The organism is Mycobacterium sp. 1245499.0 (assembly GCF_001673615.1).
GTDB classification, from domain to species: domain Bacteria; phylum Actinomycetota; class Actinomycetes; order Mycobacteriales; family Mycobacteriaceae; genus Mycobacterium; species Mycobacterium europaeum_A.
On the sequence record NZ_LZMG01000264.1, the window covers coordinates 20,218 to 45,527 of the forward strand.

Sequence of the window (25,310 nt, forward strand, 5' to 3'; positions counted from 1 at the left end):
CCCTGAAGTTCAACCCGCCGCAACGCCACAGCCCTCGTAGATCTGGCGCAGCCGCGCGTCGATGACCGCGGGGCTCCGGGTGGCCGCGATGTGCTGCTGTCCGCGCAGCCCGTCGCGCTCGGCCAAATCCGGGTCGCGCAAATAGCGTCCGATCGCCGCGGCCAGTGCGGGCACGTCGTTGAGCGGGACGATCATGCTCGGATCCGGGGCGATCTGCGCCGTCCCGCCGACGGGAGTTGCCACAAACGGTCGCGCCCCGGCGAGGGCCTCGGTCAGGATCATCGGCATGCCCTCGGCGGACGACGGCAACGCGACCACGCGAACCGAGCGGAGCAGCTCACGGACGGCGTCGGGATGCACCGGTCCTTCGACGGTCAGCCGCTCCGTCGGCGGCGGCGTGTAGTCGTCGATGGGACCGACTATGCGACAACGCCCTTCGATCCCCTCGGCGAGCAGCAGCCGCCACGCCGCGACGAGTTTGTCCACTCCTTTACGCCGCCCGACGGCGCCGGCGAAAAGCACCACGGGCGGCGTGGAGCCGGCCCCGGGGGCGTCCCGATCAACGACGATCGGGTTCGCCACGATGGTGGTTGCCGTACTGGGCGCCACCCCGGCAACCGCGGCGGCCGCGTCCTGCGACAGGGTGATGACATGGTCCGCCTGGCGCAACGTGGCGCCCACGAACCGCGGATTCGCTTGGGCGAACTCGGGAAAGTCCGAGCCGTGGACCGTGACGATCACCCGGAGGCCGCGCGCTCTGGCCAGGCGGATCAGGGATCCCTCCCGCAACCACGCGCCGCCGTTGGAGATGTGAAAGTGCACGATGGTAGCGCGGGGTGCTCGCGACAGCACCAACCCCGCACGGGCGGTGAGCAATAGGCTCCTGACGTGGTGGTGCGGGCCCGCCCACGTGGACAGGACCCGGATCTCGTCGGCGCCGATCCTGTTGTCGCGGATCACCCGGATCACCGACTGCGTCCCGCCGATGCTGTACATGTCGGGCCCCACGTGCGTCACCGCGATCATGTTCGGCCCGCGCGGGCGCGGTCAGCGGGCCGTGGCGATGCCGGCATTGGCATGATCGGTCGGACCGGACGTCGGCGCGGGGTCGGCGTCGGTCGGGGCCGCGTCACCGCTCCTGCGCCGCAGGCCGGCGTATCCCATTGCGGCGCCCAAGGCCACACCCAGGCCCAGCGCGTCCATCGGCATCTCCGGCAGCGGCCAGACGGCGGATATCGCAAGGAGTCCGGCGGCGACCGCCGCGCTGATTTTCGCCGCGGCCGGCGCGCAGCGCAGCGCCAGGATCACGGGTGTGAGCGCGAATATCGCGAACACCGCCATGCCCACCGCTCCTGCCTTGGCAAGCCACCACAGGTAGAAGTTGTGGGAGTAGGCGGGATAGAGGTACAGGTGGAACTCGTCGTCCCCGGTTGGTGGCTGATAGACGTAGCCCAGGCCATGGCCGAACACCGGGGCCTGGGCGATGGTCTCCTTGAGCAGATTGATTTCCCGTAATCGTTCCAACGCCGAATCGTCCACTGCCAGTGCGCTGGACGTCACCCCGCCGAGCACCCGCTGATTGAAGGCGGCGTATTGATCGCTGAGCCACGCCCCGGTTTTCGAGCGTTGCAGCAAGAACAGCGACCCGGGCACCGTCACCGCGATCATGGCCAATCCGACCGTGGCGGTGGTGATCGTGCGCCGCACCGCCGCCCAGCTCAGGCTGCCGACCAACGCCACGCCGGCCGCCACCCCCATGGAGATCAGCGTGTTGCGGGAGAAGGATAACAGCGAGATGCTCAGCGCCGGCGGGCCGAGTGCGAAATACATTGCGGGCCTTACTCGTCCGACGATCGGGGCAGCGACCAGGGCGGACAATATGGCGGTGGCCGGCGTTTGGGTGGACAGGATGATGCGCACGGCCTGGCCGGCACCCGTGGCGCCCTCCAGGCTTTCCGCGCGGCCGGCCAGCCGGATGGCGAACAGCGAACTCACAATCGCCATGCCCGCGGAAAACCACAGGATCACGATCATCACCCGGATCGAGAATTTGACGTGACCGCCGTAGACGACGAACAACGCCAACACGAATCCGATGGCCATTTCGATCATGGTGGTCGATTCGCGCATCACCACCAGGTCGGCATGGCCGGTTTCGAACCCGGTGACGGTGGACCAGACCACGGTGAGCACCAACAGCCCCGGCAACAAGAAATCATGGGCCCGCGGACGCACGGTCGGGATCAGGTAGCAGATCGCGAGCACCGCGGCCACGTGGTAGGCGTAGATGGTCACGGGGCCAATGACTTTGCCGACGTGCAGGCCTTCGGGCAGCGCCGCGAAGGCACCGAAGAGCGTGACCGCCACCATTCCTTCGGGTTTCACCCAGTAGACGACCACGCAGAACAACGCGGCGGTCAGCAGCACTCCCTCGGTGGTTCGGCGGACCGAGAACACGCCGAACGCGAAACACCCGAACACGAACATCGCCAGCAGCGTTCCCTCCACCGCCAGGCGATGACGAGCCCGCAGGTAGAGGTTCACGCCGACCCGCTGGCCTTCGATCGGTAGGCGCGGTCCGCCGCCCTGATGTGCAGGGATTGGCGCGCATCGACCAACACGGTCCCGACGACGTGCGCGCCGGCGGCACGCAGAGCGGTCAGCGCATCGTTGAGCTCGTCGGCCGTGGTGCGCCGCGCCCGCACCACCAACACCGTCGCGTTGACGGCACCGGCCAGCAGCCCGGCGTCGGCCGTCGCCAGGACCGGGGGACCGTCGACCACGATTCGATCAAAGCGCGACGACAATTCCTGCAGGACCCGGTCGAGCACTTCCGGCAAATAGGCACTGGCGGGCAAACTCTCGCGGCGCGCGGACCGCGACGCCAGGATGAACAGCCGCGAAATCGGCGTCGGCTTCACGGCTTCCGCGGCGATGGCGGGGTTGGCCAACGCGTTGCCCAGTCCCTCGCCGGATTCGACCCGCAGCAGGCCCGCCAGCACATGCCGGCGACTGTCGCCCTCGACAAGCAGTGTGTCTTCGCCCATTTCGGCGAGCGCGAGCGCGAGGTTCATCGCCGTCGTCGTCGTGCCTTCGCCGCCGAACGGCCCGGTCACCAGCACCCGGCGGGCCTCCGGTCCTACCGCCCTGAGCAGCCGGGTGCGCAGGCCACGGACGGCATCGTCGGATGCCGCGTCGGTGCCGAAGCGCGGAACGGTGCCGCGCTTTCCGGGCAGCTCCGCCAAAATCGGAAGGCCTGAAACGCCTTCCAGCTTCTCGCGGGTGCGAATGGTGCGGTCGCTGGCCTCGCGGGTCAGCGCGACCGCGATGGCCAGAAGGACACCGGCGATGAACCCGATCACCATGTTGCGCATCGGCACCGGCGAGACCGGAACGGTGGGCACCCGGGGCGGCTCGACCACCGTCGCTCGGGCCGCCGGCCATGGTTTCCCGGTGGGGCCCGTCGTTGCCGGCACGTCCGGCGACGGGGTCGGCGGCGCGGTCGCTTCAGCCGGCTCGGGGCGCTGCACCGGGGTCACCGGACCGCTGACGCCGTTGGGGACCGGGGCCTGACCGAGCGTCGGGACGATCACGCCGAACTGATTGGCCATCGCGCCCGCCAGCGCGGCGGCCCGGGCCGGATCGGTGTCTTTGACGCTGATCGTGAAGAGCACCGATTTCGCAGTGTATTTCACCTGCGTTTGGCTCAGCACCTCGTCGGTGCTCAGGGGAAGCTGAAGCTGGCGGATCGCGCGCTCGGCCACAATGCGGCCGCCGGCGATCTGGGCATACGACGACAACCGTTCTTGTGCCGCCTCTGTGCCGCTGTACAACTCGTTCAGGTCGGTCGCACCCGAAAACGAAATCAGGACCGTGGCCGACGACTGGTAGTGCTTCGTCTGCAACGCCGTAACGAATGCGGCGCCGACGGTACAGGCCAATAAGGCGGTGAGTGCGAGTTTCCAATGCAGGCCGAGAATCCGGACAAAGGTGCGGAAATCCATCGGCTGATAACCTCTCTAAAACCTCAGGCGCGAATTGCGTCGCTCGCGATTTCTAGCACCGGCCGCGCTTACCCACTGCAGATTATGCAGCATCGTCACGTTCGCATTGCCGAAATCGCCAGCCGCGCCTTGCCGGTGCATCAACTCGCGCGAGTCTGCGCATCCCGCGGCAGGTCGAGCGTCGCAAGCGCATAACAACCTGCACCGTCGCGCCCGTCGCGAGCCAGCCGCATGGGCGGATAGTTCACCACATGGGTGGCTCCCGGCTTGTGCTGTTGCCAATCCACCGCCGCGCACAACGTGTAGTGCCCCGGCGCCAAGCCCGAAAGGTCGACGTGCACGGACTCGGTGGCAGACGTCGGGACGGGCTCCCTGCGTGAGCCATCCCCGAGTTGGGATTGGATCAGCGTCTTGAGCGGCACCGTCGCGGGAATCGAACGCACCACCGCCCCAGAGAAATCGACCAGCCGGTAGCCGGGCACCCAGTTCTCGGTGGCCGCGGCGGCGCCGTAATTCGTCCAGGTGACGGTCAGTGTCGCCTTGCCGTCGTTCACCGATTGCGATCCCTGACCCGCCTCCACCGAATATCGGTATCCGGCGACGACGTTGGCTTGCGCCCACAGCAGGTACAACCCGGGGTCCATCGGAGCGGTGGCGTCCACGGCCGGGAAGTTGTAACTGGATGTCATCGACACGTGGTACTTGACGACGTCGTCGAGGCCCTTTTCGTAATAGGTGCGTGGATCGGTCCCGTCAGGCAGTTGACACCATTCGGTGATCACCAGGGCCGAGGCCATCCGGTTTCTCAGTGCGCCAACCAGCGGATCCTTCGACTGCACATAGTGCGAGCCGTCCTTTTCCGCCCAGGCGGGCAGCGGTGGCTGGACCCCGAGGCAATCAGCACGGATACCCACCGGCGCGGACAGTTTCTTCGTGACATCGTCGGCGAGCAGTTGGCGCACGATTTCCGGGTTCAGCGCCGTCGTCACCAATTGTGTGTGCGGAAAGGCGTTTACGGTGGCGGCGACCAACTGCTGAATGGAGCCGGCGGTGATGTTCTGGTCGCGGAACTGGCTGTAATAGCCGAGCTTGGCGACGCTCTCGTCGGGTGCCGGGCCGGGCGCACCCAACGTGTCACGCAGATACGAGATGTGGTTCTCGCTGAAATCGCCGTAGCCGGAGAACTCGAAAACGGACAGCCGCTCGTCCCCGTCGTAGCGGCGGCCCAGCGCGGCCAGCAACTGACCGAATGCGTTGAGGTAGTTCGGGTCGTTCCAATTCGGAACGACATGCGTGACTCCGGGGGTCCACCAATAGCGTTGTGGACCGGTGTAATTGGTGGCCGCCGAGCGCAGCCAGTCCGGCATGGCGATGTTGGTGTTGTTCGCATAGGTGTTGTCGCAACACGAGTTGTAGGCGACCACCCGCAGGGTCAACCGCATGTTGCGGCCGGCCAGCTTGGCCAGCGCGTCATCGATCACGCTGAAATCGAACCTGCGCTCGTCGGGAGCGTCGGGCGGCAACGTGCTCGGGTCGGTGGGCTGCAACTGTCGCCACGGCACCCGCAAGCTGGCGTCGAACGATGCGGGCCACGCCGGATACCGATGCTGCGCGCGATTGCCTTGCGGGAACAGCGGTTGCAAGAGATCCTCATACTGGCCGCGCAGCGGATTCGATACGTCCTGTACCGACAACGGTATGGCGGGACTGCCAATCGCGGTCAGCGGCGAAGGGTCACCGCCGCGTCCGCATCCGCTCAGCACCAACCCCAGGCACACGGCGACGACAAGGATCTTCCGGTGTCGATTTGTCCGGACCATGATGTCTTTCGCTAAACCGCGTCGGGCGACAACGGCTCGCGGTAGGCGAGCAACGACATCGGCATGCACCGGCCGGCATGCACCGTCTGGATCAAACGCATCGACTGCTACCTCTCTGGTGGTTCGCGTTTCGCTACCGTCGTTGACCCGTTGGCTGACGTCGCATGGTGGTGTGGGATGTCAAGGGTTACAACAGGCTATAGCCCACACCCGGAGCGCACCGGCAAATCCGGGTGGTCAGTTCGTTCACCGCACCCGGGGCCGCCGGCGGGTCGACTAAGCTGATGGCTCCGCGAATCGGGCAGGAGATCACCGAAGATGGCTGTCGCACGCTCGGTCAAACGTTGGCTCGCACCTGCGGCACAGAAACTCGCACCGCGCCGGTTCTGGCGGCGCAAATTCCGCATCCTGCAGAGCCTCGGGCAATCCCGCCCGGACATCCAGCTGGTGGCGTCGTTGTGCGATCCGCGCCGGATCTCCGTGGACATCGGGGCCGACCTCGGCGAGTTCACCATCGCGATGCTGGCCTCGTCGCGATCGGTGATCGCGTTCGAACCGCGACCGGCCCAGGCCCGCGATCTGGCATCGATGTTCGACGCGGTCGGCGCCGCGGTGCAAGTCGAAGCGGTGGCGTTGTCGGATGAGCCCGGCGTGATGACCATGCGGGTGGTCGCGTCCGAGCCGGGCCGCAGCACAATCGAGGCCGGCAACGCACTGGGCGACGTCAGCGACGGCACGATTCGCAGCATCGAGGTGCCGGTCCGACGCCTCGATGATCTCGGCCTCACCGACATCGGCCTGATCAAGATCGACGTCGAAGGCCACGAGCTCGCCGTGTTGCACGGCGCCACAAAGACACTCACACAGCAGCGCCCGGTCATCGTGGTGGAGGCCGAGGAACGCCATCATCCCAATTCGGTCGCCGAGATCACCGGACTGCTGCAGGGACTGGGCTACGCGGGTTACTTCGATCTCGATGGCGTTCGACGGCCGATCGCGGAGTTCGACCCGGCCCGGCATCAGGATCCGGCCAACGTTGGCAGCCAGGAAGACGGTTGGGCGGGTCGCGGCGTCTATGTCAACAACTTCGTCTTCGTGCCCGAGGGCGCCTGAGGGGCTGCTACAGCGACCCCATCGACGACGACTCGCGATCGGCGAGAAACGGCATCGGCATCCACCGCGCGGACAGCAGCGCTTCCATCGCGTCACCCGGCAGCGGACGCGAGAGCAAAAAGCCCTGCGCCCGGTGGCACCCGTGTTGCATCAAAGTCAGTGCGGCAGCGGGCGTCTCGACCCCTTCGGCCACCACTTCGAGGCCGAAGGCCTCGGCCAGCCCGATGATCGCGCGCACGATGGCCAGGTCGCCGGCGTTGGTGCCGACGTCGCGCACGAAGCCGGCATCGATCTTGAGCATGTCGACCGGCAGCGACTTCAGGTGTGACAGGACGGCGTAGCCGGTGCCGAAGTCGTCGATGGCGATCTGCACGCCCACGTCCTTGAGCTCCGCCAAGGTCTTTCGCGTGGTGTCGATGTCGTGCACCACCGCGCGCTCGGTGATCTCCAGGCACACCGATTCGGCATCGATCCCGAACTCGCCGATGGTGTCGGCGACGCTTTCCACGAAGCCGCGGCTGATCAGCTGAATGGGTGACACGTTGATGCGCAACATGGCGCCTTGGCCGACGCCGGTGGCGCGCCACCCGCTGAATTCGGCGCAGGCGCTGCGCATCACCCAGCTGCCCAGCTCCGCGGCCAGGTTGGTCGATTCGGCCACCCCGATGAACGCGTCGGGCAACAGCAGCCCCCAGACCGGATGGCGCCAGCGCACCAGCGCCTCGGCGCCCACGACGGCCCCGGTCCACAGGTCCACCTCGGGCAGGTAGTGCAGGATCAGGCCTTCGCTTTCGATATCGCCCTGCAGGTGCAGCTCGATGTCGTTGCGGAAGGCGCGTTTCAGCGACATGTCGTCGGTGGACACCGCGGTCTGGTTACCGCCGGCGCGCTTGGCCGTCAGCACGGCCTCGTCGGCTCGCCGGAGCAGATCGGCGCAGTTGTCGGTCCCCGGCGCGCCCATCGCCAGCCCGATGCTGACGGTGCGGCTGATCACGTGCCCGCCGATGGTCAATCGGTCGCACAGCATCGCCGACAGGCGACGCGCGAACGCCTCGGCATCCTCCGACGACATCGGCCGGTCCGGGATGACCACGAACTCGTCGCCGCCCAGCCGGGCGATCATGCTCTCGCTGCCCGCGCACTCCTCGATGCGTTGGGCGAACATGCGGATGAACCAGTCGCCCGCGGTGTGGCCGAGGTAATCGTTGATCGGCTTGAGCCGGTCCAGGTCGAGGTAGAAGACCGCGACGGGCCCGGGGCTGTCGGCCGCGAGCCGTTCGGTCAGGTGCGCGACCAGCGCCCGACGGTTGTAGACGCCGGTCAGGTCGTCGTGTTCGGCGAGATAGCGGAGCCGTTCTTCGGCGGCGATGCGCGCTTGCAACTGAGCGAACAGGGCGGCGACCGCCTCGAGCGTGTTGATCTCCTCTTGTTTCCACCGGCGGGCGCCGAACTTGACGAAGCCGAGCACACCGGTCGTCGCGTCGGCGGACACCAGCGGCGCGACGGCCAGCGAGGGCGTGACCGGTGCCGTGCGCTGGTTGAGCCAGCGGCGAAGCCCGCCGGCGGACTGGTTCGGGCGGGTCACCACCGGCTTCCTGTCGCGTTCGCATCGAGCGAGCACCGACTCGGCGCCGTCCAACTCGAGATCGGCCATCGGATCCGGATCGGCGGCGCCGGCTCGTCGCGGCCACTCGGCCACCAACACCGAGGCGGCGGCGTCGGGCTGGTGGTGACGCAGGAAGCTGGCGTCCACATCGAATTGCTCGACGAGCTGCGCGAGGACCCTTTCGCTGACCCGGGTCGCCGTGGACGCCGTGGCCTCCATCAGCTGGGTGGCGACGGAGGTGACCACCAGGTTCAGGCTGCGCGGCACGGGTCCTCCGATACGGGGCACACGGCGACCCGTTCGAGTACCCGTCGAAGGGGTCCGATAGTTCGCTCGGTTGTTTGCTGGTTGCATTTCGAACCGCGCCGCGGCGCGGCCGAAATCCGTCTGGAAACGGTAACACGCAGATCCGGCTCCATCAGGTCTTACGACGAGATGTCGGTGGGCGGTGCACGGCGTGCGCCGCGGCGGGTCACTGACCGTTTGCTGAGGCCGCGTCGCTCGGGATGTCAAGTGTGGCAATCGGATACAGCCCGGAGCCGTCTCGCCCGTCGCGGGCCAGGGCCATGGGCGCATAGTTCACCACGTGTGAGGCGCCCGGCGTGTGCTGTTGCCATTCGACGGAGGCGCGCAGCGTGTAATGCCCGGGCGCGAGGCCGGTCACGTCGACATGCACCGACTCGCTGGCCGACTCCGCAACCGGTTCCTCACGCGATTGGCTGGACTCGTCGTGCACCAGCGTCTTGAGATTGACCGTGGCCGACAGTGTGCGAACCACCGCGCCGGAGAAGTCCACCAGCTTGTAGCCGGGCGCCCAGCGTTCGGTGGCCGCCGCCGAGCCATAGTTGGTCCACACCACCGAGATGGTCGCCACCTTGTCCTGGATCGATTGCGATCCCGGCTTCGCCTCGACCGAATACCGGTAACCGGCAGCGGTATTGGCCTGGGCCCACACCTGGAACAGCTTGGGATCCATCGCCGACGTCGCATCGCGGTCCGGGAAATCCGCACTCGACGTCATCGACACGTGATACCGGATGACGTCGTGCAGGCCCTTCTCGTAATACGACCGGGCGTCGGCTCCGCTCGGCAGTCGGCACCACTGGCTGATCACCAGCGCCGTCATCAGCCGCTGCTTGATGGCGTTGACGACCGCGTCGTTGGAGCGGACGTAGTGCGAGTCGTTGGCCTCGGCCCATTCCGGCAGGGGCGCCTGCACGCCGAGGCAATCCGCGCGGATCCCGACCGGCGCGGACAATTTCTTGGTGACGTCGTCGGCGAACAGTTCGCGGACGATCTCCGGATTCTGCGGAGCGACGACCAGCTGGGTGTGCGGGAAGGCGTTGACGTTGGCCGTGACCAACTGCGCGATGGAGGCCTTGGTGATGCTCTGATCGCGGAACTGGCTGTAATAGCCCAGCTTTGCGGCGCTTTCGTCGGGAGTGGGGCCCGGCGCGCTCAGCGAATCGCGCAGGTACCCCAGTTGGTTCTCACCGAAGTCGCCGTACCCGGAGAACTCGAACACCGACAGGCGCTCGTCGCCGTCGTAACGACGACCGAGCGCGGCCAGCAGCTGGCTGACGCCGTTGAGGTAGTCGGGGTCGTTGAAGTTGGGCACCACATGGGTGACGCCCGGGGCCGAACCGGTCGGCGGCGCGGGATAACTGGCGGCCGAGGGGCGCAGCCAGTCCGGAATCGCGATGTTGGTGTTGTCCGAATACGAGTCGTTGCAGCAGGACTTGTAGACGTACACGCCCAGGGTCAGGCGCATGTTGCGGCTACCGAGCTTGGTCAGCGCGTCGTCGATCGAGCTGAAATCGAACTTGCGGTCGTCGGGCGCATCGGGGGGCAACGTGCGCGGATCGACGGGCTGCAACTGCCGCCAGGAGACGCGCAGGCTGGCGTCGTACGACGCGGGCCATGCCGAGTAGCGCTGCTGAGCCGGGTTGCCTTGCGGGAAAAGCGGATTCAGCATCTGCTCGTACTGGCCGCGCAGCGGGTTGGGGATCTCCTGCGCGGTGGGCGGGATGGCCGGACTAACCATCGCCGACAGCGGTCCGGGATCGCTCTTGTCGCCGCAGCCGCCGAGCACCACCACCGCGCACGCGAGAGCGGCCAGCGCGCGTTTCCTCAATGAGCACACGATGGCCACCGGCGTCAGATCGCGACCGACGACAGCGGCCCGCGAGGGCTGCGCGACTGAGCCGGTCCCGGCGCGGCGCCGGGCCCAGTCACAGCGAAGGTCGTCGTCAAGGTTGCTTCCCCCAATACACACCCGTGCGCGGGTAAGTGGCCCCAAATTTCGCGCTTTCCAGTGGTGCGTGCATCCGGTCCGGGGCAGGCCACGAATTGGCGTAGCGCAGCGTATCACGCGCCTGTCGGCGTGGCGTCGTCGCAGCTCAGCGGGGTTCGGGCGGTCGGTTGACCGGTGGCGCCGATGACGGGCAGTGAGACGGGTCACAATTGCGGGCGAGCCTGTCACGCTCGTCGGGTCTGCGGTGTCTCAAGGGCACAGGTCCTCACGAATAGGAGACAGCCATGACCGAGTCGGTCCCCGAACGAACCCATGTCGTCGTTGTCGGCGCCGGATACGCCGGCACCCTCGCCGCCAACCATTTGCGCCAACGCCCGGACATCGACATCACCGTGGTCAACCCCCGACCGGTCTTCGTCGAGCGCATCCGGCTGCACCAGCTGGTTGCCGACACCGGCACGGCGACCGCCGACTACGCGACGCTGCTCGGCGAGGGCATCCGGTTGATCGTCGACAGCGTCGAGGTCATCCAGGCCGCCGACCGCCGGGTGCTGCTGACCTCGGGCGCCGAGCTGGACTACGACTACCTGATTTACGCCGTGGGAAGCACGGGTGCGCCAGGGTCGACGGTGCCCGGCTACACGGAATACGCGCATTCGGTCGCCGACCTGGAAAGCGCGCAGCGGCTGCACTACGCGCTCACCGATCTGCCGCTGCCCGCGCCGATCACGGTGGTCGGTGGCGGGCTGACCGGCATCGAGACCGCCTCCGAGCTGGCCGAGGGCGGACGCCCGGTGACCCTGGTGTGCGGTCCCGTCCTCGGTCCGTCGCTGAGCAAGCGGGGCCGGCGCTCGGTGGCCAAGCGGCTGCGCCGCCTGGGGGTCAATGTGCTGGAATCGGTGGCCGTGGAGGAGGTGCGCTGGGATGCCGTGGTGCTCAGCGACGGCGTGGTGCTGCCCAGCGCTGCGACCATCTGGACGGCCGGGTTCGCGGTGCCGGACCTGGCCACGCGCAGCGGCCTGCACACCGACCCGATCGGCCGGTTGCTCACCGACGAGACGCTCACCAGCATCGACGACGAGCGCATCGTCGCCGCCGGGGACGCCGCCGCGCCGTCGGGTCAGCCGTTGCGGATGAGCTGCCAGGCCGCCGGCCCGCTGGGTGCGCAGGCCGCCAACACCGTGCTCAGCCGCATCGCGGGCGAGGTCCCCGCGGCGCTGAGCCAGGCGTTCGTCGGGCAGTGCATCAGCCTGGGCCGCACGCACGCCACGTTCCAGATGGCGCGCACCGATGACACCCCGGTGAACATGTACCTCGGTGGCCGGGCGGCGGCGTCGCTCAAGGAAGCGATCTGCAAGGGCACGCTGTGGTCGATCCGGCGCGAGGCCGCCAAGCCCGGTTCGTATCGCTGGATCAAGGGCGGCAAGCGGCCCGCACAGTCACCCGAGGGGGTCGCCGCGCGATGACACAGGCACCGACCGGCAGCGAGCACGCCGAACGGTTCACCATGCTGCGGCCACTGCTGTTCACCATCGCCTACGAGATGCTGGGTTCGGCGACCGAGGCCGACGACGTCTTGCAGGACAGCTATCTGCGGTGGGCGGCGGTCGACTTGGCGACGGTCCGCGACACCAAGTCGTACCTGGCCCAGCTGGTAACCCGCCAGGCGCTGAACTCGCTGCGGGCCGGTGCGCGCCGGCGTGAGGACTACGTGGGGCCGTGGTTGCCCGAGCCGCTGCTGCTCGAGGAGCAGGATCCCGCCGCCGATGTCGTTCTGGCGGAGTCGATTTCGATGGCGATGCTGGTGGTGCTGGAAACGCTGAGTCCCGACGAGCGGGCCGTGTTCGTGCTGCGCGAGGTGTTCGGTTTCGACTACGGCGAGATCGCCGCGGCGGTGGGCAGGCCGGCGCCCACCGTCCGGCAGGTCGCCCACCGGGCACGCGAACATGTCCGCGCCCGGCGCAAGCGGTTCGACACGGTGGACCCCGAACGCAACGCCGAGATCACCGCGCAGTTCCTGGCCACCGCGGCCGGCGGCGACGTGGAGGCGCTGATGTCCATGCTCGCCCCCGATGCCACCTGGACCGCCGACAGCGGCGGTGTGGTGAGCGCCGCCCGCCGACCGGTGGTCGGCGCCCAGAAGGTGGCCCGCGCCATCGTCGGCCTAATGCGCCGGGCCGCCACCATGGGCGCGACGCGGGTGGAAATGGTGACCTGCAACGGTGCCCCGGCGGTGCTGCTATACCTCGGCGACCAGCTCGAAGGCGTGATCACGCTCGAGATCACCGGCGACAAGATCACCAACTTCTATGTGATGCGCAACCCGCAGAAGCTGGCGGCGCTGGCCACCGCCCGCGACATCAGCCGCGGGTGAGCCCATCCGCCCGGTGCCGCGGGGGATGCGAAACGCCGCCGCTCTGACAAGCTAGAGCGGTGCGCATCGACCGGCTCGGCGATCTTGGCGCCGCACCTCAGGTGCTGCGCGCAGTGGGTGACGCCACCGGCCGGCTCGGCCTGCCCCCGCCCGCCGCGCTGACCGGTGAGTGGTTCGGCGCCCTGGCGGTGATCGCGCCGAGCCTGTCGGTGCACCCCGTGCACGTCGACGACGTCTTCGCGGTCCCGGTAGCGCGGACGCCGGAGCCGCGCGCGGTGGGCGGCGGCTGGATCGGTTACCTGTCGTATCCGGACGCCGGCGCCGACGCACGGCCCCACCGGATTCCCGAGGCCGCCGGCGGCTGGACCGACTGCGTGCTGCGCCGCGACCGCGACGGCCAATGGTGGTACGAGAGCCTCTCCGGTGCGCCGATGCCGGACTGGCTGACCACCGCGCTGACCAGACCGAGGGCCGCCGCGCGCGAGTGCCACATCGAGTGGGGCATCGCCGACCGGGCGGCGCATCGCGACGGCGTGCTGGCCTGCCTGGAGGCGATCCGCGCCGGCGAGGTGTACCAGGCCTGCGTGTGCACGCAGTTCACCGGTGCCGTCACCGGCGCCCCGCTGGACTTCTTCATCGACGGCGTCGCCCGCACCTCCCCCGCCCGGGCGGCCTACGTCGCCGGCGCCTGGGGTGCGGTGGCGTCGCTGTCCCCGGAGCTGTTCTTGCGGCGGCGCGGGACGGTGGTGGCGTCCAGCCCGATCAAGGGCACGCTGCCGCTGGCTGCGTGGCCGTCGGCGCTGCGCGCGTCGGCCAAAGAGGTCGCCGAGAACATCATGATCGTGGACCTGGTCCGCAACGACCTTGGCCGGGTGGCGATCGTCGGCACGGTGACCGTGCCCGAGTTGTTGGTGGTGCGCCGGGCGCCGGGCGTGTGGCACCTGGTCTCGACGGTGTCCGCGCAGGTCCCCACCGAGCTGCCGACTTCGGCGCTGCTGGACGCCACCTTCCCTCCCGCCTCGGTCACCGGCACCCCCAAACACCGTGCCCGCCAACTGCTCTCGCAGTGGGAACCCAACCGCCGCGGAATATATTGCGGGACAATCGGATTGGCCTCACCCGTGGCGGGCTGCGAGTTGAACGTCGCGATCCGCACCGTCGAATTCGACGCCGCGGGTGGCGCGGTGCTGGGCGTCGGCGGCGGCATCACCGCCGACTCCGACCCGGACGCCGAATGGAAAGAATGCCTGCACAAGGCGTCCCCGGTCGTCGGGCTGCCGCCGATCGCCGCCGCGAGCGCGGCGGGCTAGTCGCGGCGGGACCGCAGCACCGCGTCGTAGAGCTGGCGCGAACGCACCCCCGGATGCATGCCGGCCACCTCGCCGCAGGCGTCCTTGATGCGGGCGCCGCCGGCGACCAGGTCCTCGACCTCGGCGACCAGCGCCGGCAGGTCGGCGCGCGGCGTGGCGCCGGCCAGCACCACGGTGATTTCACCGAGCACCCCGTCGGCCGCCCAGGCCGCCAGCTCGTCGAGCGAGCCGCGCACCACTTCCTCGTGCACCTTGGTCAGCTCCCGGCAGATCGCCGCGCGGCGTGCGCCGCCGAGCCGCTCGACGGCGTCCTGCAGGCACGCCGCCAACCGCCGCGGGGATTCGAAGAACACGCAGGTGCGCCGCTCGTCGGCCAGCGAATCCAGCCAGCTTCGCCGCGCCCCCTTCTTGCGCGGCGCGAATCCCTCGAAGCAGAACCTCTCGGCCGGCAGACCGGACACGGCCAGCGCGGTCGTCACCGCCGACGGGCCCGGCAGGCAGCGCACCGGCAGGTCGGCGTCCACGCAGGCCGTCACCAGCCGATAGCCGGGGTCGCTGATCAGCGGCATACCTGCGTCGCTGACCACCAGCACCGTCGCGCCAGCGCGGATCGCCTCGACCAGCGAATCCACCCGGGAGCTCTCGACCTGGTCGAACATGCTGATCACCCGGCCGGTGATGCGTACGTCGAGGGCCTTGGCCAAAGTGCGCACCCGCCGGGTGTCCTCGGCGGCCACCACCTCGGCTCGGGCCAGGGCGTCCAGCAGGCGGGGTGAGGCATCCGACGGCTGGCCCAGCGGGGTCGCGCCCAGCAACAGGCGGCCGGTGGTCATGACCGACAGCCTACGATCGACACCGATGACCGCCCCGCCCCGCGAATCCCCCCCGACCATCGAGGGTGCCGAGACGCAACGTGTGGTGCCCGTCGTCAGCCCCGGACCGTTGGTGCCGGTGGCCGACTTCGGTCCGACCGATCAGGTCCGCGGCTGGGTGGTGACCGGGATCATCGCGCTGGTGGCGGCGATCACCCGCTTCCTGAACCTGGGCTCACCTACCGACGGCGGCACCCCGGTCTTCGACGAAAAGCATTACGCCCCGCAGGCCTGGCAGGTGCTGCACAACCACGGCGTGGAGGACAACCCCGGGTTCGGCCTGGTCGTGCATCCGCCGGTCGGCAAGCAACTGATCGCCCTCGGCGAGGCGGTCTTCGGCTACAGCGGCATCGGCTGGCGGTTCACCGGCGCGTTGCTCGGCGTGGTGATGGTGGCGCTGGTGATGCGGATCGTCCGGCGGATCAGCCGCTCGACGTTGATCGGCGCGATCGCCGGCGTGCTGGTGATCTGCGACGGCGTCAGCTTCGTCGCCGCGCGGACCGCCTTGCTCGACGGCATACTCACCTTCTTCGTGGTCGCGGCGTTCGGCGCGCTGATCGTCGACCGCGACCAGGTTCGGCAGCGGATGCACGCCGCGCTGGCCGACGGCCGCCACGCCGACACGGTGTGGGGTCCGCGGCTGGGCGTACGGTGGTGGCGGTTCGGCGCCGGGATCCTGCTCGGATTGGCTTGTGGCACAAAGTGGTCCGGCCTGTACTTCGTGCTGTTCTTCGGGGCCATGTCGCTGGCGTTCGACGTGGCCGCGCGGCGCCAGTACCAGGTCACCCGGCCCTGGCTGGGAACCTTGCGCCGCGACCTCATCCCCACCGCCTATGCGCTGGGCGTCATTCCGGTGTTGGTGTATCTGGCCAGCTACGCACCGTGGTTCGCCTCCGAGACCGCCATCGACCGGCACGAGGTGGGCCAGACGATCGGCCCCCGCTCGCTGGTGCCGCTGCCGGATGCCATCCGGTCGCTGTGGCACTACACCGCCAAGGCGTTCCAATTCCATGCGGGCCTGACGAATTCCGCGGGCAACTACCACCCCTGGGAATCGAAACCGTGGAGCTGGCCGATGTCGTTGCGGCCGGTGCTCTACGCCATCGACGAGCAGAACGTCCCCGGGTGCGGCGCCCAGTCCTGCGTCAAGGCCGAGATGCTGGTGGGCACGCCGGCGATGTGGTGGCTGGCGGTGCCGGTGCTCGTTTTCGCGTTGTGGCGCATGCTGGTCCGCCGCGACTGGCGCTACGCCGCGGTGCTGGTCGGCTACTGCGCGGGCTGGCTGCCCTGGTTCGCCGACATCGACCGGCAGATGTACTTCTTCTACGCGGCGACGATGGCTCCCTTTTTGGTGATGGCCATCGCGCTGATTTGCGGCGACGTGCTCTACACCCCCGGCGCGCCACCCCGGCGGCTGCGGCTGCAGCTGCAGGCGAATTCGGAGCGACGCACGCTGGGGTTGATCGCCGTGTGCTGTTACGTGGCGCTGGTGGTGACGAATTTCGCGTGGCTGTTCCCGGTGCTCACCGGCCTGCCGATTTCGCAGCAGACGTGGAACATGGAGATCTGGTTGCCCAGCTGGCGGTAGCGCGCTACTTACAACAGGTCGCGGGCGACCGGGCAGGACATACACCGCGGGCCGCCGCGGCCGGTGCCCAGTTCCGATCCGGCGATGGTCAGCACCTCGATGCCGGCGTCCTGCAAGCGGGTATTGGTCTGGGCGTTACGCTCGTAGGCGACCACCACACCCGGCGCCAGCGCCAGCGTGTTGTTGCCGTCGTCCCACTGTTCGCGTTCGGCGACAACGGGATCCAGCCCCGTGTCGATGACCCGCAGCTTGTCGATCTCCATCGCCTTGGCCGCCGCCTCCAAGAAGGGGGCTTCGTCGCTGATGGCCACCCCGTCGGGCGTGCGCGCAATGGTGAACGCCGACAACGAGTCCACGATGTTGGCGTACATCACCACCGTGTCGGTGTCGACCATCGTGCACACCGTGTCCAGGTGCATCTGGGCACGCCGCTGCGCGATCGGCACCGCCAGCACGGTGTTCGCCAGGTCGTCATCAAACAGGCTGCGCGCCAAGGCTTCCGCGCCGGCGGGGGTGGTCCGCTCCCCCACCCCGACGGCGACCACGCCGGGCGCCAGCAGCAGCACGTCACCACCCTCGACGGGGGCGGTGCGCGACTCGTAGGCCCGGCGCACGCCGGTGAACCGCGGGTGGTGGGCGTAGATGAGATCGGTCAGCGACGCCTCGCGGCCGCGGGCGCGCAGCGCCAGCGTCGGGATCACCACCCGCCGCCCGATCCAGATCGATGAGTCGCGGGTGAACACCAGATTGGGCAGCGGGTCGATGACGAAGTCACCGCCGTGGTGCATGCGCAGCACCAGCGAGACGTCGGTCCGGGTGTCGGCGGGTAACTCGTTGAACGTCATCCCGGCCATCAGTACCTGGGCCAGCCGGGCCGGCTCGAGCCCCCGCAGGTATGCCGAAAGTTCTTGCGCCAACGGCAGTCCGAGCCGTCGCGCGTCAACGGCAGCCGCGACGCCCTGCATCCGCGCGGCTCCGCTGTGTGTCAGCGCCTCGGTGAGCAGATCCGACATCAGCAGCACCTCGATGCCGCGGGACCGCAACAGCGCCGCGAACTGGTCGTGCTCGTCTTGCGCGCGAGCGACCCACGGCAGGCCATCGAACAGCAGCTGGTCGACGTTGCGCGGGTTCAGCCGGAGCAGCTCGGCACCGGGGCGGTGCAGGATGACCACGCGCAGCGCGCCGACCTCGGAATTGGTGCCCAGCTCGACAACACCCACAGCTCAACCGTAGCGGCGCCGGGGCGTACCGTCCCGCCACACGCGCAGCGCGCGCCCCGTGTCATCGAACGGATGTGCGATAAACTCGGTGGCGTGGAGATCGCGGTCCAAGGCTCCCTGTTCCAGCACACCGAGCGCCGAGAACTCGGTGACGGCGCGTTCATCGAGATCCGTGCCGGCTGGCTCACCGACGCCGATGACCTGCTGGAGGCCTTGCTGTCGACGGTGCCGTGGCGCGAGGAGCGCCGGCAGATGTACGACCGGGTGGTCGACGTGCCGCGGCTGGTGAGCTTTCACGACCTCGCGGTCGATGAGCCGCCGCACCCTGAGCTGGCCCGGCTGCGCCGCCGGCTCAACGACATCTACGCCGGTGAACTCGGTGAGCCCTTCACCACGGTGGGGTTGTGCTGCTATCGCGACGGCTCGGACAGCGTCGCCTGGCACGGCGACACCATCGGCCGCAGCAGCTCCGAGGACACCATGGTGGCGATCGTGAGCCTGGGCGCCACCCGCGCCTTCGCGATGCGCCGCCGCGGCGGCGGCCCGTCGCTGCGGTTGCCGCAGGCGCACGGCGACCTGCTGGTGATGGGTGGATCGTGCCAGCGCACCTGGGAGCACTCCGTGCCCAAGACGACGGCGGCCGTGGGTCCGCGGGTCAGCATTCAGTTCCGGCCGCGCGGCGTGCGCTGAGCGGCGGCCGCAAGCGCGGCGGAGCCGGGCGCGGCGGGCCGCCGCCATCAAGCTGAGCGGTTTAGGTGCGCACCGCCGACACCGCTTTGACCAGCAAGTCGCGCGCGCGTTGGGTGTCGACGGGGGCGACGGGCTGATCCGGAATCACCAGCGGGTTGGCGATGACGATCACCTGGTAGTCGCCGAATGCGGCCGAATAGTCGTACAGCTCACCGGTGCGCGGACCGCCCGGCGTCAACGCCTGCATCACGCGATGCACACCCAGCGTGCGGGTGCTGTCGATCTGCGGCGCCTCGACCACCTGAACGCCGCCGCGCAGCTGCGGGCCGGCGAAGGTCACCTTGGCGCAGTCCTTCCCGGGATCGTTGAGGGGCAACGCTTTTGAGGTCTCCAGCGCGATCACCACGAACCGGTTGCCGCGGCCCTCGGCGGTGACCGCGGACATGTTGCCCTGCAGATCGGCCGGCATGTCCGGCCCGGCCGCCACTTTCGCGCAGTTCGCCGGGTCGAACGTCAACCCGTCGGGCAGTTTGCGGCCGGCCAGCAGCTTGGGGTCTATTCCCCGTTCGCTGATGTCGCTGACCTTGTAGTCGGCTCCGAAGCTGGACTTCACGTCGACGACCTTGTTGATGTCGACCTTCGCCGGGTGAGTGGGCGATGAGCAGCCGGCCAAAACGCAGACGGCCGCAACCGCGAGCAACATCTTGGACATCGTGGCCAATCTACCCAAGCGGAGAGCTCAGCTGCGCAACGTGGACACCGTTTTGGCGAGCAGGTCCGCGGCGAATTGCGGCGGCAGCACCGGAAGCGCCGAGCCCGGATCGGTGGTCAGCGTGGTGAACGCGTAGTAGCTGCCCAGGTAGGCGGTGAAAGTATGAATGCGCGAATCTATTTCGGTGCCGGACTCGACCGATGACTTGACGTCGGCCACCATGCCGATGGTTTGGACGCCTTCGACGTGCGGCGCGTCGGTGAGGTGGACATGCGCCACGGTGTTCCCGGCGGTCTCCGACCACTGGGCGCACGCCGTGACCAGCTCGTCGGGGAAATCGACCGGTCCCGGCAAAGCCACCACCACCGCGTTGACGATGCCGCCACTGCCTGAGCCCGACACGCCCTGCGCCGATTGGTCGCGCCCGTTCCCGGGGTCGGCTAGCGCCCCGCACCTGGCCGGCTTGGCCTGCAGATCGTCCCCCAGGCTCCAGATCACCCTCGGGGAGGCCGCGCTGGGGATACCGGTGGTCACCTCGTAACCGGGCGGCAGGTCGCGAACGACCCGTTTGATGTTGGCGGGATTGACGGCCGCGGTGGTGCTCGGCGGCGATTTCGCCGCAACGGGCGGCGGTTTGGGCGCGGGTGGGTGAGCGCACCCGGCGACGGCCAACGCGAGCGCTGTGGTCACCGCCGGGCCAATCCCGAACGGCCGCATGAGGAGTTGATAGCACAGCAGAGCGCCATACCGGCTGCCCCACGCCAGCGCCGGGTCAGGTCGGAATCACCAAACGTGCTAGCACATGCGCCAGCGGATTTGGAAGTCACCTCGTGGTCCGGAGACAGGCGCCCGGTTCAAAGCACTTCGCCGTCTTAGCCGACGGCCTCGATCACCTGGCGGGCGACGCGCTTGATCTGCTCGGCCTCGTCACGCCGGAACGGCAGGTGACGCGGATGGGGAACGTCGATCACGGTGGTGATGACGCCGATGTCCTCGCGGTGCCAGACGGCGCCGTAGCGATCCATGATCGCGCGCATCGGCCCATTGTCGGAAAGCATTCGCGCCGAGAACCTTTCGATGCCGTCCACGTCGGCGGCGATGGCTAGCGCGCTGATCAAATAGGTGCCGATGCCGCGGCCCTGGTAGGCGTCGGCGACGGTGAAGGCGATCTCGGCGACCGTCGGGTCGTTGGCGTCGCGCACGAAGCGCGCATCGGCCACCGGGTCGCTGCCGTCGGTGACCACCCACACGAAGTGATCGACGTAGTCGACCTCCGACAGGTAGTGCATCAAAGCCGGGGTCGGCAGCCGCGGGGTCATGAAGCGCCGATACAGCGTGTCGCTGGAGAAGTAGATGTGGCCGTGCACGGTGCGCTCGCTGTCGCCGGGCAACACCGGGCGCAGCAGGAGCAGCGTGCCGTCCCGAACGCGGATCGGGATCGGCGTGATGAACGCGGCGAGACGCTGGCGCACGGTGCGCAGCAGCCGCGGCGTGATGCCGGGGATGTGCGCCAAGCTGGCGAAGGCTCTGGTGTCACCGATCCAACCGGTCAGCGGTTCGGCGGTGGTCACCGTCGCGGTGCGGGGGATGTCGCGCAGCAGGGCGATCTCGCCGACGATCATGCCCGGGGACGCGTGCTCGACGATCACGACACCGTCGTCGCCGACGTGTTTGATCTCGGCGGTACCCGAGGAGATCAGCAAAAAGGAGACGGCCTGCTCGCCCTGGCGCATCAGCACCTGGCCGGGCGCGGCGCGCAGGGGCTGCAGGCGGCCCGCCAGCGGGGCGAGGTCTTCGGCGGGACATCCCTGGAAGATGTCCATCGTCGCCAGCTCGTCCACCCGGGCGCCGGTCAGTCCGGCCACCGCTACGGACCGCCGCCCGCAGCACCGCGACACCACTGGGTGCGTCGCGGTGATGCCATGACCTGCCCGCCTGCTTGCCGTCGTCTACCGCGCCGGCCCGAGGAACCCGGCTGCGGTCGGATGTTGCCCAGGTTATGAGCCGGTGGCGGCGGCGGCAAGGATGCGCGGCGTGTTCTTGAACCGACCTAAAGCGACGCTCGGGCGCTCAAGACCAGTTGCACCGCGCCGGCCAGGTCGTCGACCACGAAGTCCGCATCGACGGTCCGGTGGCCACCCGTGCGCAGCAGGATGGTCGCCGTTCCCGCCGTCCGGCCCGCCATCATGTCGGTGTCGCCGTCGCCGATCATGACCGACTCGGCCAGCTCGAAGCCGTGCTCTTGCGCCGCGCGCACCAACATCCCGGCGAGGGGCTTGCGGCACTCACAGCTGTTCGCCGCGTGCGGACAGTGGTAGACGGCATCGAGCCGGGCGCCGTCGTTCGCCAGCAGTTGGTGCAGCCGCTGCTGGATGGTCGTGAAACACCCTGGCTCGGCGGGCGTTTCCGAGAGCCACCGCTGGTTGGTCACCAGCACCGTCCGCAGACCGGCGGCGTTCAGGGCGGCCACCGCCTTGGCCGCGCCCGGCAGCAGCACCAACTCGTCCGGCGATCGGATGTACTCGCCGTCGGCGGCCTTGACATTGATGGTGCCGTCCCGGTCCAGAAAGACGGTGCGCACGTTGCTCAGATCGGGTGCGGCCATCGTCGAAGTCAGGAGGGCCTGGGAAACAATGCCGCCTCGACCATTTCGCAGATGGAGTGGCCCAGGTGCAGGCATGCTTCCTGGATTCGCCCGGTGTCGTGACTGGGCACCCGGATGCAGATCTCGGCGACGTCGGCCGCCTTGCCGCCGAGGGCGCCGGTGAGCGTGACGGTCGTCATCCCCGCCTGGCCGGCGACCTCGAGCGCACGAACGACGTTGGGCGAGTTGCCCGATGTCGTCAGGCCGACCACCGCGTCGCCGGGACGCCCGGCGGCCAGGACCTGGCGGGCGAACACCTCGTCATAGGAGTAGTCGTTGCCGATCGCCGTCATGGCCGCGGTGGCGTCGGGAAGGCTGATCGCCGCGAGTCCGGGGCGGTCAAAAGCGAAGCGGCCCATGAGTTCCGCCGCCAGGTGTCCGGCATCTTGCGCAGAGCCGCCGTTGCCGAAGAAGATCACCTTGCCGCCGGCGCGCAGCGAGGCGATGATCACCCGCGCCACTTCGACGGTCCGTGCGGCGAAGTCGCCCTGCTGCATTTGTTGCTTGACCGCGATGGTCTCGGCCAGCCGCCGCTGGACCAGCTCGACGCTCGGTGACACGACGTCCGGCCCGGTCATGCCGACCATGTTGTCAATCCCTTGCTCTCAAAGGCGAATTCGGTGACGGTGGCCCCGGCACCCTCGAGGGCCTCGATGAGACGGTGTTTCTTGGCGAAGTCGCAGAACAGCAAAATGTATCCCCCGCCGCCGGCGCCGGTGAGCTTGCCGCCCAGCGCGCCGTTCTTGAGCGCGAGATCGTAGAGGTCGTCGATGCGCTCGTTGGTGATGTAGGGCGACATCCGTTTCTTGTGGGTCCAGGCTTCGCCGAGCAGAGCACCGAAATCGTTGAGCTTTCCGGTCAGCAGCGCCGCCTTCATCGCCACCGCCAGGTCCTTCTGGGCCCGAAGGCCGGCCAGGGTGTCATCCGAACCCGTTGTGGCGCGCCGGGTTTGGTCCTCGATCACCCGCGCGGAGTCACGGGTGATGCCGGTGTAGCACAGCAGCAGGCTCAGTTCGAGCTCGAAGGCGGTCTCGTCCCGGATCCGCAGGGGATTCACGATCACGCGGTCGGTGAACTCGATGAAGTTGAATCCGCCGAACGTCGCGGCGTACATGTCCTGCATGCCGCCCGCGATGCCCAGGTCTTCACGCTCGATGGCACACGCCAGTTGGGCGGTCTCGTACTCGCCCATCGGGACCCGGTAATGCTCGGCCAGCAGGCCGGTCAGGGCGACCATCATCGTCGACGACGAACCCAGCCCGGAGCCGGGGGGTGCGCTGGAACGCAGCACCAGGTCGTAGCCGTCCGTGCCGTCGCGGCCGAATCTGCGCACCGCGGCCTTGATCAGATCGAGGCTGCCGTCGTAGAGGATTTCGCTGTCGAGCGTCATCTCGTGGGTGGTCTTGAAGTCCACCGATTCGATGCTGACCCGGCGGTCGGTGCGGGGCACCAGCGATCCCTGGGCGTAGCGGTCGATGGTCGCCGAAAGGACGCAGCCGCCTTCGGTCGTCGGGAACGGCGGCACGTCGGTGCCGCCCCCGGCGAACGAGATCCGCAGCGGCGCTCGTGCGCGAATTCGGGGACGCGTCACGGGGATTGGCCTTCGATTCGTTCACTCAACCAACCGGATAGCGATTTCCGAGAGGCCACGCCCGCCACGTGCTAATCCCATCATCCGGGGACAGTGAAGCGTCGCCAGCCTAACAGGCTGACCAGCGCGATCGGCGGGTTTTCAGGACTTCTTCCGACTGGGCTCCAGCACGAAATCGACGACGATCGCGGCGATGTCGTCGATCGCGCGGCGGGCGATGACTTCATAGCCGTGGGTGCTCAGCGTGGGCAGGCACAGCAGGCCGGCGCGCGCGGTCAGCCCGCTGGCCTTCGAGTGCGAGGCGTCGGATTCGAAGGCGCCCAGCGCGGCGGCCTGCGGTGACAGTTCGCGGTCGGTGGCGATTTTCAGAAGCCGGTCGGCGACGCTCTTGTCGTATACGCACAGCGCGTCGCTGTAGCCGATGATCGGGCCGCCCGTCACGCTGGTGGTGTATTCGCGTTCGGTGGGGCCGACCTCCAGCGCGAGGGTGAGGTCGCCGGGCAGGGTGGCGCTGGCGTAGGTGCCGCCCACCCCGCCGATCTCTTCGTTGGTGGTGAACACCAGGTAGACGTCGTCGGCGGGCCGTTGTTGGCGCTCGCGCAGCAGCCGCGCGGCCTTCAGCAGCGCGGTCACCGCGGCGCGGTCGTCGAGGAAATAGGCGCCGACGTAGTCGCCGATCTCGACCATCGATCTCTTGCTGCGGTCCATGCAGACTCGGGTGCCTGGGTGCACCCCGGCGGCAGTCAGCTCGTCGGCGGTGCGGCCGGTGAAAACGTAGACGTGATCCCAGTCCAGCGCGCGGTCGCCCTGGTCGGGCTTGGTCTCCCAGATCCGCGAGCTTTCCTGGGTGGTGTGCTCGGAGCCGAGAGTCAGTACGGCCGTGAGGGTTTCGTTGTCGCCGAGGACGGAGACCGGGCCCAGTCCGAAGTTTCCCGGGTACATGGTGCCCAGCTGCGTCAAATGCAGTGTGCCGTCGGGTTCTACGCGCTTGACGATCATGGACAGTTCGTCCATGTGCGCCATGACGCGTGTCGCGGTGCCGGGGATGGCCTCGGTGCGGTGGCGGTGGTTGGGTGCCCCACTGTCGGCGGCGGACGGATCGGCGGCGACGTATCCGATCAGGTTGCCGGCGTCGTCGGTCCACATGTCGTCGACCACCGGTTGCAGTTCACGGGCGATGACTTCGCGAACGGCGTCCTCCTGCCCGCACGGCCCGTAGGTCAACAACAGCTCTTGCAACAACTCGTCGGTGGAATCGCGGTCGCGATGCGCCATCAGATCCTCTCCATCGTGGGGTCAGAGGATCAGTACCCGCCCCGGCCTGCGACTACGCCGAAAGCCCGAATATGTCAGCTCAGCGCCACGCCCAGTTCCTGGGCGAACACCCTGATCATGTGTTGTACGGCGATTTCGTTGCGCCCGATGATCATGTGGTCGTGCTGGCCGTGCCGGACGCCCTCGCCGCATTGCGGCAGCATCGCGAAGTCCTCGTCGCGCACGGCCGCATGGACG

General features: G+C 68.5%; 21 protein-coding genes and 1 pseudogene. 6 read left to right on the forward strand and 16 right to left on the reverse strand.

Annotated elements, in window-relative coordinates; all coding sequences use genetic code 11:
- Positions 1 to 9: 9 nt before the first annotated feature.
- From A5646_RS15000 to A5646_RS15015, 4 genes are all read right to left on the reverse strand, one after another.
- Entirely contained in the window at positions 10 to 1,026 is a 1,017-nt protein-coding gene (locus A5646_RS15000; RefSeq protein WP_066882369.1) for a glycosyltransferase family 4 protein, read from the reverse strand.
- Positions 1,027 to 1,047: 21 nt separating this feature from the next.
- Entirely contained in the window at positions 1,048 to 2,487 is a 1,440-nt protein-coding gene (locus A5646_RS15005; protein WP_231998335.1) for an O-antigen ligase, read from the reverse strand.
- Positions 2,488 to 2,540: 53 nt separating this feature from the next.
- The gene (locus tag A5646_RS15010) at positions 2,541 to 4,004 is read right to left on the reverse strand and encodes a polysaccharide biosynthesis tyrosine autokinase (RefSeq protein WP_066871867.1); all 1,464 of its coding nucleotides are present in this window, start codon (positions 4,002 to 4,004) and stop codon (positions 2,541 to 2,543) included.
- Between the two features lie 140 nt (positions 4,005 to 4,144).
- Complete coding sequence (locus A5646_RS15015) at positions 4,145 to 5,824, reverse strand: hypothetical protein (RefSeq protein ID WP_231998334.1); 1,680 nt, start codon at positions 5,822 to 5,824, stop codon at positions 4,145 to 4,147.
- Positions 5,825 to 6,142: 318 nt separating this feature from the next.
- On the opposite strand from A5646_RS15015, the gene A5646_RS15020 reads away from it, so the two are divergent.
- Positions 6,143 to 6,937, forward strand: a complete 795-nt coding sequence (locus tag A5646_RS15020) for an FkbM family methyltransferase (protein WP_067022347.1) — start codon at positions 6,143 to 6,145, stop codon at positions 6,935 to 6,937.
- A gap of 7 nt (positions 6,938 to 6,944) precedes the next feature.
- Here the strand turns inward: A5646_RS15020 and A5646_RS15025 are convergent, their stop codons facing one another.
- Together A5646_RS15025 and A5646_RS15030 are read right to left on the reverse strand one after the other, a co-directional pair.
- A complete protein-coding gene (locus tag A5646_RS15025; protein WP_067022349.1) occupies positions 6,945 to 8,810 on the reverse strand; it encodes a bifunctional diguanylate cyclase/phosphodiesterase in 1,866 nt (621 codons plus the stop codon).
- A gap of 205 nt (positions 8,811 to 9,015) precedes the next feature.
- Complete coding sequence (locus A5646_RS15030) at positions 9,016 to 10,689, reverse strand: hypothetical protein (protein WP_067022365.1); 1,674 nt, start codon at positions 10,687 to 10,689, stop codon at positions 9,016 to 9,018.
- Between the two features lie 392 nt (positions 10,690 to 11,081).
- Here A5646_RS15030 and A5646_RS15035 point away from each other — a divergent pair, with 392 nt between their 5' ends.
- Genes A5646_RS15035 through A5646_RS15045 form a run of 3 tightly spaced genes read left to right on the forward strand, consistent with a single transcriptional unit; the run spans position 11,082 to position 14,481 of the window.
- Positions 11,082 to 12,263 carry an NAD(P)/FAD-dependent oxidoreductase gene (locus A5646_RS15035; RefSeq protein ID WP_066882359.1) on the forward strand — a complete coding sequence of 394 codons (1,182 nt, stop codon included), beginning with the start codon at positions 11,082 to 11,084 and terminating at the stop codon, positions 12,261 to 12,263.
- On the forward strand, positions 12,260 to 13,171 hold the full coding sequence (locus A5646_RS15040; RefSeq protein ID WP_066882357.1) for an RNA polymerase sigma-70 factor: 912 nt from the start codon (positions 12,260 to 12,262) through the stop codon (positions 13,169 to 13,171). The genes A5646_RS15035 and A5646_RS15040 overlap by 4 nt, the downstream gene beginning before the upstream one ends.
- 59 nt (positions 13,172 to 13,230) lie before the next feature.
- On the forward strand, positions 13,231 to 14,481 hold the full coding sequence (locus A5646_RS15045) for an aminodeoxychorismate synthase component I (protein ID WP_067022351.1): 1,251 nt from the start codon (positions 13,231 to 13,233) through the stop codon (positions 14,479 to 14,481).
- On the opposite strand, the gene rsmI is transcribed toward A5646_RS15045, so the two are convergent.
- A complete protein-coding gene (gene rsmI, locus A5646_RS15050) occupies positions 14,478 to 15,314 on the reverse strand; it encodes a 16S rRNA (cytidine(1402)-2'-O)-methyltransferase (protein ID WP_067022367.1) in 837 nt (278 codons plus the stop codon). The genes A5646_RS15045 and rsmI overlap by 4 nt on opposite strands.
- Before the next feature lie 82 nt (positions 15,315 to 15,396).
- Here rsmI and A5646_RS15055 point away from each other — a divergent pair, with 82 nt between their 5' ends.
- A complete protein-coding gene (locus A5646_RS15055; protein ID WP_197499557.1) occupies positions 15,397 to 16,941 on the forward strand; it encodes a dolichyl-phosphate-mannose--protein mannosyltransferase in 1,545 nt (514 codons plus the stop codon).
- A gap of 8 nt (positions 16,942 to 16,949) precedes the next feature.
- Here the strand turns inward: A5646_RS15055 and arcA are convergent, their stop codons facing one another.
- Positions 16,950 to 18,161, reverse strand: coding sequence for an arginine deiminase (arcA, locus tag A5646_RS15060; RefSeq protein ID WP_067022353.1), 1,212 nt, complete (start codon positions 18,159 to 18,161; stop codon positions 16,950 to 16,952).
- A gap of 93 nt (positions 18,162 to 18,254) precedes the next feature.
- Between arcA and A5646_RS15065 the strand changes: the two genes are divergently transcribed.
- On the forward strand, positions 18,255 to 18,851 hold the full coding sequence (locus tag A5646_RS15065; protein ID WP_197498220.1) for an alpha-ketoglutarate-dependent dioxygenase AlkB: 597 nt from the start codon (positions 18,255 to 18,257) through the stop codon (positions 18,849 to 18,851).
- A gap of 61 nt (positions 18,852 to 18,912) precedes the next feature.
- Here A5646_RS15065 and A5646_RS15070 read toward each other — a convergent pair whose 3' ends face one another.
- The 8 genes and pseudogenes from A5646_RS15070 to A5646_RS29010 form a co-directional block, all read right to left on the reverse strand.
- Positions 18,913 to 19,563, reverse strand: coding sequence for a DUF5642 family protein (locus A5646_RS15070; protein ID WP_067022355.1), 651 nt, complete (start codon positions 19,561 to 19,563; stop codon positions 18,913 to 18,915).
- A 27-nt stretch (positions 19,564 to 19,590) separates the two neighbouring features.
- On the reverse strand, positions 19,591 to 20,280 hold the full coding sequence (locus A5646_RS15075) for a DUF5642 family protein (protein WP_067022357.1): 690 nt from the start codon (positions 20,278 to 20,280) through the stop codon (positions 19,591 to 19,593).
- Positions 20,281 to 20,435: 155 nt separating this feature from the next.
- Entirely contained in the window at positions 20,436 to 21,386 is a 951-nt protein-coding gene (locus tag A5646_RS15080; RefSeq protein ID WP_156765609.1) for a GNAT family N-acetyltransferase, read from the reverse strand.
- Between the two features lie 227 nt (positions 21,387 to 21,613).
- A complete protein-coding gene (locus A5646_RS15085) occupies positions 21,614 to 22,168 on the reverse strand; it encodes an HAD-IIIA family hydrolase (protein WP_066882345.1) in 555 nt (184 codons plus the stop codon).
- An 8-nt stretch (positions 22,169 to 22,176) separates the two neighbouring features.
- Entirely contained in the window at positions 22,177 to 22,794 is a 618-nt protein-coding gene (locus A5646_RS15090; RefSeq protein ID WP_197505204.1) for an SIS domain-containing protein, read from the reverse strand.
- Positions 22,782 to 23,798: a GHMP kinase gene (locus A5646_RS15095; protein WP_066871909.1), complete on the reverse strand. Its 1,017-nt coding sequence runs from the start codon at positions 23,796 to 23,798 to the stop codon at positions 22,782 to 22,784. Before A5646_RS15095 ends, A5646_RS15090 begins: the two co-directional genes overlap by 13 nt.
- A gap of 141 nt (positions 23,799 to 23,939) precedes the next feature.
- Positions 23,940 to 25,073: a M42 family metallopeptidase gene (locus tag A5646_RS15100; RefSeq protein ID WP_066877811.1), complete on the reverse strand. Its 1,134-nt coding sequence runs from the start codon at positions 25,071 to 25,073 to the stop codon at positions 23,940 to 23,942.
- Positions 25,074 to 25,147: 74 nt separating this feature from the next.
- Positions 25,148 to 25,310, reverse strand: a pseudogene (locus tag A5646_RS29010) ((2Fe-2S)-binding protein); the annotation flags it as partial.

Bases quoted from the DNA above. Each gene is read 5' to 3' on its own strand.
- rsmI (WP_067022367.1), bottom strand. From the start codon at position 15,314: ATGACCACCGGCCGCCTGTTGCTGGGCGCGACCCCGCTGGGCCAGCCG.
- A5646_RS15005 (WP_231998335.1), bottom strand. From the start codon at position 2,487: ATGTTCGTGTTCGGGTGTTTCGCGTTCGGCGTGTTCTCGGTCCGCCGA.
- A5646_RS15075 (WP_067022357.1), bottom strand. From the start codon at position 20,280: ATGCGGCCGTTCGGGATTGGCCCGGCGGTGACCACAGCGCTCGCGTTG.
- A5646_RS15080 (WP_156765609.1), bottom strand. From the start codon at position 21,386: ATGGACATCTTCCAGGGATGTCCCGCCGAAGACCTCGCCCCGCTGGCG.
- A5646_RS15040 (WP_066882357.1), top strand. From the start codon at position 12,260: ATGACACAGGCACCGACCGGCAGCGAGCACGCCGAACGGTTCACCATG.
- A5646_RS15020 (WP_067022347.1), top strand. From the start codon at position 6,143: ATGGCTGTCGCACGCTCGGTCAAACGTTGGCTCGCACCTGCGGCACAG.
- A5646_RS15100 (WP_066877811.1), bottom strand. From the start codon at position 25,073: ATGGCGCATCGCGACCGCGATTCCACCGACGAGTTGTTGCAAGAGCTG.
- A5646_RS15085 (WP_066882345.1), bottom strand. From the start codon at position 22,168: ATGGCCGCACCCGATCTGAGCAACGTGCGCACCGTCTTTCTGGACCGG.
- A5646_RS15070 (WP_067022355.1), bottom strand. From the start codon at position 19,563: ATGTCCAAGATGTTGCTCGCGGTTGCGGCCGTCTGCGTTTTGGCCGGC.
- A5646_RS15000 (WP_066882369.1), bottom strand. From the start codon at position 1,026: ATGATCGCGGTGACGCACGTGGGGCCCGACATGTACAGCATCGGCGGG.
- A5646_RS15015 (WP_231998334.1), bottom strand. From the start codon at position 5,824: ATGGTCCGGACAAATCGACACCGGAAGATCCTTGTCGTCGCCGTGTGC.
- A5646_RS15035 (WP_066882359.1), top strand. From the start codon at position 11,082: ATGACCGAGTCGGTCCCCGAACGAACCCATGTCGTCGTTGTCGGCGCC.
- A5646_RS15090 (WP_197505204.1), bottom strand. From the start codon at position 22,794: ATGGTCGGCATGACCGGGCCGGACGTCGTGTCACCGAGCGTCGAGCTG.
- A5646_RS15010 (WP_066871867.1), bottom strand. From the start codon at position 4,004: ATGGATTTCCGCACCTTTGTCCGGATTCTCGGCCTGCATTGGAAACTC.